This is a genomic window from Thermobifida cellulosilytica TB100, from assembly GCF_001517975.1.
GTDB classification, from domain to species: domain Bacteria; phylum Actinomycetota; class Actinomycetes; order Streptosporangiales; family Streptosporangiaceae; genus Thermobifida; species Thermobifida cellulosilytica.
This window is the reverse complement of sequence record NZ_KQ950180.1, coordinates 438,923-446,980: the sequence shown is the minus strand read 5'-3', so window position 1 is coordinate 446,980 and position 8,058 is coordinate 438,923. Positions and strand designations below refer to the sequence as shown.

Here is an 8,058-nt window from a genome sequence, read left to right as displayed (position 1 = left end):
CTGGAGGAGTTCGCCGCGCTGGAGGAGCGGCACAACTTCCTCACCACCCAGTTGGAGGACCTGAAGAAGACCCGCCGCGACCTGCTGACCGTCGTCAAGGAGGTCGACGACCGGGTCCGGGAGGTGTTCTCGGCCGCCTACGCCGACGTCGAGCGGGAGTTCTCCCGGATCTTCGCCCGCCTCTTCCCCGGCGGCGAGGGCCGCCTCGTCCTCACCGAGCCCGACGACATGCTCGCCACCGGGGTCGAGGTCGAGGCCCGGCCGCCCGGCAAGAAGGTCAAGCGCCTGTCCCTGCTGTCCGGCGGGGAGCGGTCGCTGACGGCGGTGGCCTTCCTGGTCGCCATCTTCAAGGCCCGCCCCTCCCCGTTCTACGTGATGGACGAGGTGGAGGCCGCGCTGGACGACACCAACCTGCAACGGCTGCTCGTGATCTTCGAGGAGCTGCGCGCCTCCTCCCAACTGATCGTCATCACCCACCAGAAGCGCACCATGGAGATCGCCGACGCGCTGTACGGCGTGACGATGCAGGGGGACGGGATCTCCCAGGTGATCAGCCAGAAGCTGGAACGCACGACGAAGTGACCCGCCGGGGCGGGCGGGGCGGTGCCGAGGAGCGGCGCCCCGCCCACCCCGGGACCGGTCCGCGCACTCCCGCGACTCGCCTGTTGGACGTTACCCGGCAAGTCCTAAGATGGCCTGGTCGCACCGCCCGCGGCGCAGCGCGCCGGAAGCGGGGCGATGGCGTCGCGTGAGCGAAGTCCGGATCCGAAACCGGCGCTGTCTCCGCAACTGTGACACCCCGGGCCGGCCGTACGGCGGGAACGGGGTGGAGCCAGGTCGCCTCACGCGCTCGTCGACGTACATTGTCCTCGTGGGAAGGACGGTCCGTCTTCTGCGGGCTCTGTTCTCCCTGCACTGCTGTAAGGAGCCCTCCGTGCGCACCGCACGCAGCCTCACGGCGTTCTCGCTGCCCCTTCTCCTCGTCCTCACCGCCTGCGGCACCTCCGCCTCCGACCAGCCGACCGCCGAGCAGTCCGCCGCGGCCGAAGGATTCCCGGTGACCGTCACCGACGCGCGCGGCGAGGTCACCCTGGAAACGGCCCCCCGGCGCATCGTCTCGCTCTCCCCGTCCCTCACCGAGATCCTGTTCGAGGTCGGGGCGGGCGACCAGGTCGTCGCGGTCGACGAGTACTCCAACCACCCTCCGGAGGCCCCCACCACCGACCTGTCCGGATTCACCCCCAACGTCGAGGCCATCGCCGACTACGAGCCCGACCTGGTCGTGCTCTCCGACGACGGCAGCGACATCACCGAACAACTGGAGAAGCTGGCGATCCCGGTCCTGCTGCTGCCCGCCGCCCAGACCGTGGACGACACCTACGCCCAGATGGAGCTGCTGGGCGAGGCCACCGGCAACGCCGAGGAGGGCGCGGCCGCGGCCGAGGAGCTGCGCGGCCGCCTCGACGCCCTCGTCGCCGGGATCGGCGAGGACGCGGCCGGGCTGAGCTACTACCACGAGATCGACGCCCAGCTCTACTCGGTCACCTCCGACACCTTCATCGGCCAGGTCTACGGACTGTTCGGCCTCGTCAACATCGCCGACGAGGCCGAGGACGCCGCGGGCGGATACCCGCAACTGTCCGCGGAGTTCATCGTCGACCAGGACCCCGACCTGATCTTCGTCTCCTACCCCGGCGGCGCGCAGGACGTGCTGGGGCGGCCCGCCTTCGACTCGCTCACCGCCGTGCGCGAGGGCAACGTGATCGAGGTGGACCCCGACACCTCCTCCCGCTGGGGGCCGCGCATCGTCGACTTCGCCGAGGACGTGGCCGAAGCCGTCGAGGCGGCGCGCGCCGAATGACCGGAGCCGCCCTGCGCACGGGCCTCCGGACGGGGATTCGGGTGGGAACCGGACGCCGGGCCGTGCCCGGACCGCTGTGGCTGGGAGTCGGACTGGCCGCGCTGCTCGGCGCGACGGTCCTGGGGGTCAGCGCGGGCGCGGCCTCCCTCACCCCGGCCGAGATCGTCCGCGAACTCCTCAGCCACCTGCCGTTCCTGGGGGTGGAGTCCACGCTGAACGAACGGCAGCGGGCCGTCCTGGTGCAGTTGCGGATGCCCCGGGTCGTCCTGGGCGCCCTCGTGGGCGGTCTGCTCGCCGGCGCGGGCGCCGCCTACCAGGGCGTGTTCCGCAACCCGCTGGCCGACCCCTACCTGCTGGGGGCGGCCAGCGGGGCCGGGCTGGGCGCGACCCTGGTCATCGTGTACGGCGGCGCGGCCCCGGCCGGGCTGCCGCTGGTCCCGGTGGCCGCGTTCGCCGGTGCCCTGCTCGGCGTCATGGCCGCCTACCTGCTGGGCCGTGCCGCCGGACGCGGCGGTACGGCCCCCCTGCTGCTGGCGGGGGTGGCGGTGTCGTCCTTCCTGACCGCGGTGCAGACCTTCGTCCAGCAGTCCCGGATCGACGAACTGCAACGCGTCTACACCTGGATGCTCGGCGGCCTGGGCTACGGCGGCTGGGAGGACCTGCGGCTGGTCGCACCGTACGCGGCGGTGTCGCTGGCGGTGCTGCTGGGCAGCGGCTTCCTGCTCGACCTGCTCGCGCTCGGCGACGAGAAGGCCACCAGCCTGGGGGTGCGGCCCGCCACGGTGCGGCTGGTCGTGATCTCCGCGGCGTCGCTGGCCACCGCCTCGGCCGTGGCGGTGAGCGGGCTGATCGGGTTCGTGGGCATCGTGGTCCCGCACCTGGTGCGCCGCCTCGTCGGCCCCGACCACCGCCGCATCCTCCCGGTCTCGCTGCTGTTCGGCGGAGCGTTCCTGGTCGTGGCCGACATCGCGGCGCGTACCCTGGTCGCTCCCGCCGAACTCCCCCTGGGCGTGGTCACCGCGTTCGTCGGCGCGCCCTTCTTCGTCCTCGTGCTGCACGCCACCCGGTCGCGCGCGGGCTAGCAGCCCTGCGCGGCCTGCCCGGGGGATACCGGGAAATCAGCGGGGGTCTGCGAGACTGAGGACGTTATGGACTACACGATTGTTGTCATCGCCATCTTCATCGTCGCTCTCGTGGCGGTCGGCGGCGCACTGCTGGTGATCCCCAGGCGCCAGGTGGGACCGGCCGAGAAGAAACCCGAGATCGAGCGGCCCGAGGGCGGCTCGGGGGCGGGGGCCACGGCGGTCGCCGAGGACGAGGAGGCCGAGGGGGCGACGGCCGTCGCCGTGCCCGAGGCGCCCGCGGTCCCGGCACCGGCACCGGCACCGCAGGTCGAACTCCCCCCGCCCTCGGCCGGGCGCCTGGTGCGGCTGCGGGCCCGCCTGGCCCAGTCGCAGAACGTCTTCGGCCGCGGCCTGCTGAACCTGCTGGCCGGCGACAAGCTCGACGAGGAGACCTGGGAAGAGGTCGAGGAGATCCTCATCACCGCCGACGTCGGCGTCACCTCGGCCACGCAGATCACCGATGCGCTGCGCACCCGGGTGAAGGTGCTGGGCACCCGGAGCGCCGACGAGGTCCGCGCGCTGCTGCGCGCCGAACTGCTCGCGCACATCAACCCCGACCTGGACCGCTCGGTGCGCACCGAGCCGCACGGCGACCGCCCGGCCGTGATCCTGATGGTCGGGGTGAACGGCGTCGGCAAGACCACCACCGCGGGCAAACTGGCCCGGGTCGTCGTCGGGGACGGCGGCAGCGTCGTCCTGGGCGCGGCCGACACCTTCCGGGCCGCCGCCGCGGAGCAGTTGCAGACCTGGGGCGACCGCGTGGGCGCCACGGTGGTCCGCAGGGGGGAGGGCGCCGACCCCGCCAGCGTGGCCTTCGACGCGGTCGCCAAGGGCATCGAGGAGGGCGCCGGCACCGTCATCATCGACACCGCCGGACGCCTGCACACCAAGACCGGCCTGATGGACGAGCTGGGCAAGGTCAAGCGGGTCGTGGAGAAGAAGGCCCAGGTGGACGAGGTCCTGCTGGTGCTGGACGCCACCACCGGCCAGAACGGCCTGCGCCAGGCCCGGGTGTTCGCCGAGGTCGTCAACGTCACCGGGATCGTGCTGACCAAGATGGACGGCACCGCCAAGGGCGGCATCATCATCCAGGTGCAGCGGGAGCTCGGCGTGCCCGTCAAGCTCGTCGGCCTCGGCGAGGGCCCCGACGACCTGGCCCTCTTCGACCCGGAGGCGTTCGTCGACGCCATCCTGGAGTCCTCCTGACCCCCTGCGGCGCGGGCGCGCCCGCGCCGCAGGGGGTCAGACCCCGACGTCGCGCCGGTTGAAGGCCGCCGCGCCCAGCGCGACCAGCACCACCGGGACGGCCAGCAGCACCGCGGTGGGCGCGGGGTCGAAGCCGTTGGCCAGCGGGTCCGGCTCCAGCGCGTAGTGGAACGCCGACGCGAACCGCAGCCACTCCAGCTCCTCGACCTGCCGGGCGAGGGTGTGGCCCAGGTAGCCCACGACCGCCAGCACCGCGGCGGCGCCCAGCGCGAGGGCGCGGCGGCCCGTCGCCGCCCCCACCGCCAGCGCCGCCGCGCCGTGGACCAGGCCGATCAGGGCGACGGCGGTGCTGGCGGCGAGCAGCCGGTCGGCGGGCAGGCCGATGTCGATCGCCGGGCCGAGGAGCAGCAGGGTGCCGAACACGACCGCGCCGAGGACGGCGACGAACACCGTCAGGGCGGCGAACCGCTGCACCAGGACGCCGGTCCGGCTGACCGGGTGGGCCAGCAGGAGCTCCAGGCCCCCGTCCTCCTCGTCCCCCGCGATCGCCCGTGCTCCCAGCACGGCCGCGGCGATCACCAGCAGTGCCGGGACGAGCAGCCCGAACACGGTGGCTCCCAGGTAGCCCTCGGCCGTGGAGAGGCTGTTCCAGCCCATCGTCTCCAGCAGCCCCTGGGGAAGCGACTCCAGGTAGGCGTCCATCGCGCCGCTGGAGTCGCGCATCGACGGCCAGAACGCGCTGTACAGCGCGGTCACGGCGGCGACGCCGACGCCCCAGCCGACGAGGGCGCGCAGGTGGTCGCGCAGGAACCGGCCGAACACGCTACGCCGCATCCCCGCTCTCCTCCCGGTCGGTGTAGTAGGTGAAGAACAGGTCCTCCAGGTCGGGCTCGGCGCTGTCGAACTCCAGCACGGTGTGCCGGGCCGCCTGCTTGACCAGGGCGTCGGGGCTGCCCTCGACGACGCAGCGCACGGTGTCGCCGTCCACGTGCAGGTCGCGCACCCCCGCCAGGGAGGCGAACTCGGCGGCGGCGACGGGTGCGGCGAAGCGGACGCGCACCCGGCGGGCGGCGCGCCGGCGCAGCGCGTCCATGTCCTCGACGGCCACGAGCCGCCCCCTTCGGACGACCGCGGCGCGGTCGGCGACGTCCTGGACCTCGCTGAGCACGTGGGAGGACATGAACACGGTGCGGCCCTCGGCCCGCACCTCCTGCACCATCTCCAGGAACTCCCGTTGCAGGAGCGGGTCCAGCCCGCTGGTGGGCTCGTCCAGGACGAGCAGCTCGGGGCGGTGCATGAACGCCTGGACCAGGCCGACCTTCTGCCGGTTGCCCTTGGACAGGCTGCGCACGGGCCGCGACAGGTCCAGGTCGAGGCGCTCGGCGAGCTCGGCGATGCGGGCCGCGGGCACTCCGCCGCGCAGGTCCCCGAGGTAGGCGAGCAGGTCGCGGGCGGTACGACGGCTGGTGAGGACGAGGTCCCCGGGCAGGTAGCCGACCCGGCGGCGGATCGCGACGCCGTCGGTGCGCGGGTCGAGGCCCAGGACGCGGACCTCGCCCCCGGAGCGGCGGACCAGGTCGAGCAGGACGCGGATGGTGGTGGACTTCCCCGCGCCGTTGGGGCCGAGGAAGCCGAAGACCTCGCCGGCGCGGACGCTCAGGTCCAGGCCGAACAGGGCGCGGTGTGCGCCGTAGTCCTTGGTGAGGCCGCGGATGTCGATGACGGGGTCCGGAGCGGCGTGCACGAGGGCTCCCCCTTCCGGGACAGGGTTCCAGAACAGGTGTTCCCAGAAGGGCGGCACGGCACCCCCGCCCGGTCGGCGAAGCGGGGCCCGACGGACCGGGGTGCCGGGCCCGCCGCAGGTCCGCGGCCCGGCCCGTTCGGAATAACAAGACGGTAACGCTATCCGCGGCAGAGTGGGCGTGCAGCCGCCGAAACCGCAGCGAAAGACCGGGGCATCCCACCGGAACGAGGTGGATTCACATATTCGTAACGCGCTGTCCAATGTCTTTACAAGCACGCAACAGTCTTGGTCGTGCCGATTAACACGCCGGTCCGAAGCTTTCGGTCGTGGAACTGGTCGTCGAGCCCGAAGACGCGCCCGAGCGAACCACACATTCCCTGGCACCAGCAGATCCCCCGCACGGATAATCGTGGAGGCGACGTGTTAGATACCGGCACGACCGCGTGGCTGTTGATCAGCGCCGCACTCGTCATGCTCATGACCCCCGGCCTGGCCTTCTTCTACGGAGGCATGTCCCGGGCCAAGAGCGTCCTCAACATGATGCTGATGAGCTTCGCCAGCATCGCCATCGTCAGCATCCTCTGGGTGCTGGTCGGCTACTCGCTCACCTACGGTGAGGGATACGGTCCGCTCACGTACTTCATCGGCGGCTTCGGTGACTTCGGTTCCGGCGGCTTCATCAACGTGGTCGACGAGGAGGGCGGCTACCCGCTCATGGTCGACGTCGGCTTCCAGATGATGTTCGCCATCATCACCGTCGCCCTGATCAGCGGTGCCATCGCCGACCGGGCCAAGTTCGGGGCCTGGCTCCTCTTCGTCCCGCTCTGGTCGCTCCTCGTCTACTTCCCCGTCGCCCGCTGGGTGTGGGGCGGCGGCTGGTTCGACCAGCTCGAGGGCTGGTTCGGCTCCGGCGTCGTCGACTTCGCCGGTGGTACCGCGGTCCACATCAACGCCGGTGCCGCCGCGCTCGCCCTGACCTTCGTCCTGGGCCGCCGCAAGGGCTTCGGCTCCGAGTCCATGCGTCCGCACAACCTGCCGTTCGTCCTGCTGGGTGCGGCGCTGCTGTGGTTCGGCTGGTTCGGCTTCAACGCCGGCTCCGCCTACGGCGCCAACGAGACCGCGGCTCTGGCCCTGGTCAACACCCAGGTCTGCACCGCCGCCGCCACCGCCGCGTGGATGCTGGTCGAGCGCATCCGCTACGGCAAGGTGACCGCGCTCGGCTTCGCCTCCGGCGCCATCGCCGGCCTGGTCGCGATCACCCCGTCTGCCGCCAACCTGACCCCGATCTGGTCCGTCATCCTGGGCCTGATCGCCGGTGCGGTCTGCGCCTACGCGATCAGCTGGAAGTTCAAGTTCAAGTACGACGACGCCCTCGACGTGGTCGGCATCCACATGGTCGGCGGCATCATCGGCTCGCTGGCCCTGGGCCTGTTCGCCTCCTCCGTGGTCGGCGAGGGCGCGCCCGACGGCATCTTCTTCGGCGGAACCCCGACCTTCCTCCTGGTCCAGTTCATCGCCGTCGTGGCCACGATCATCTACTCCTTCGTGGTCACCTGGCTCATCGGCAAGGGCATCGACCTGGTCATGGGCTTCCGTATCCCCGAGCACGTCGAGACCAACGGGCTGGACACCGAGCTCCACTCCGAGTCCGCCTACGCCTTCGACGAGCTCGACGCCGAAGAGCTCTCCTCGTCGACGCCTCCGGGCGAGGAGAAGCCCTCAAAGCAGGTGCAGGTCTAGCGTCCCCGACGTTGAGGTCGCAATCCCGCACCGCAACGCGATGGGGGCCGGCTGGGGCGGCGAGGATCTTCCTCGCCGCCCCACGCTGCTGTCCGCCCACGCGGCGTCGGACCGGCTGTCGCGTGGTTCTGCTGTGCTCGGCTGCGAGAACAACCGCCGGGGGTTGGATAGGCTCGGAACCCGACTCGGTGCCGTGCCGGTCGGAACCGGGCCCGCACGTCCGGTTGGCGGACGAGGCGCGGGCGGCCCGAATCCCCCGGGTTTCCGGATCCTCCAGAACCGGAACGGACTCCGCTACGTCCAAAATTCTCGAGTACACACCCCCACCCCCCTTCGTTAGGGCCAGGAGGCACAATGGCGCGGGCGATTCGCATGCCGTGGCG

General features: G+C 71.8%; 7 protein-coding genes. 5 read left to right on the top strand and 2 right to left on the bottom strand.

Going from position 1 to position 8,058, the window contains the following annotated elements; genetic code table 11:
* The 4 genes from AC529_RS01890 to ftsY form a co-directional block, all read left to right on the top strand.
* The coding region (locus tag AC529_RS01890; RefSeq protein WP_157080073.1) for an AAA family ATPase at positions 1–582 on the top strand (582 nt) is incomplete at its 5' end.
* Between the two features lie 352 nt (positions 583–934).
* Positions 935–1,861: an ABC transporter substrate-binding protein gene (locus AC529_RS01885; RefSeq protein ID WP_068753189.1), complete on the top strand. Its 927-nt coding sequence runs from the start codon at positions 935–937 to the stop codon at positions 1,859–1,861.
* Positions 1,862–1,902: 41 nt separating this feature from the next.
* Entirely contained in the window at positions 1,903–2,943 is a 1,041-nt protein-coding gene (locus tag AC529_RS01880) for a FecCD family ABC transporter permease (protein WP_068754389.1), read from the top strand.
* A gap of 66 nt (positions 2,944–3,009) precedes the next feature.
* Positions 3,010–4,191, top strand: a complete 1,182-nt coding sequence (gene ftsY, locus AC529_RS01875) for a signal recognition particle-docking protein FtsY (protein WP_068753188.1) — start codon at positions 3,010–3,012, stop codon at positions 4,189–4,191.
* A gap of 36 nt (positions 4,192–4,227) precedes the next feature.
* Here the strand turns inward: ftsY and AC529_RS01870 are convergent, their stop codons facing one another.
* Both AC529_RS01870 and AC529_RS01865 read right to left on the bottom strand, forming a co-directional pair.
* Positions 4,228–5,025: an ABC transporter permease subunit gene (locus AC529_RS01870; RefSeq protein ID WP_068753187.1), complete on the bottom strand. Its 798-nt coding sequence runs from the start codon at positions 5,023–5,025 to the stop codon at positions 4,228–4,230.
* Positions 5,015–5,935 carry an ABC transporter ATP-binding protein gene (locus AC529_RS01865; RefSeq protein WP_068753186.1) on the bottom strand — a complete coding sequence of 307 codons (921 nt, stop codon included), beginning with the start codon at positions 5,933–5,935 and terminating at the stop codon, positions 5,015–5,017. Before AC529_RS01865 ends, AC529_RS01870 begins: the two co-directional genes overlap by 11 nt.
* A 420-nt stretch (positions 5,936–6,355) precedes the next feature.
* Between AC529_RS01865 and AC529_RS01860 the strand changes: the two genes are divergently transcribed.
* Positions 6,356–7,675, top strand: coding sequence for an ammonium transporter (locus tag AC529_RS01860; protein WP_068753185.1), 1,320 nt, complete (start codon positions 6,356–6,358; stop codon positions 7,673–7,675).
* Positions 7,676–8,058 lie beyond the last annotated feature (383 nt).

What these genes read in the sequence shown, in the direction of transcription:
- ftsY (WP_068753188.1), top strand. Translation starts at nt 3,010, where the DNA reads ATGGACTACACGATTGTTGTCATCGCCATCTTCATCGTCGCTCTCGTG.
- AC529_RS01870 (WP_068753187.1), bottom strand. Translation starts at nt 5,025, where the DNA reads ATGCGGCGTAGCGTGTTCGGCCGGTTCCTGCGCGACCACCTGCGCGCC.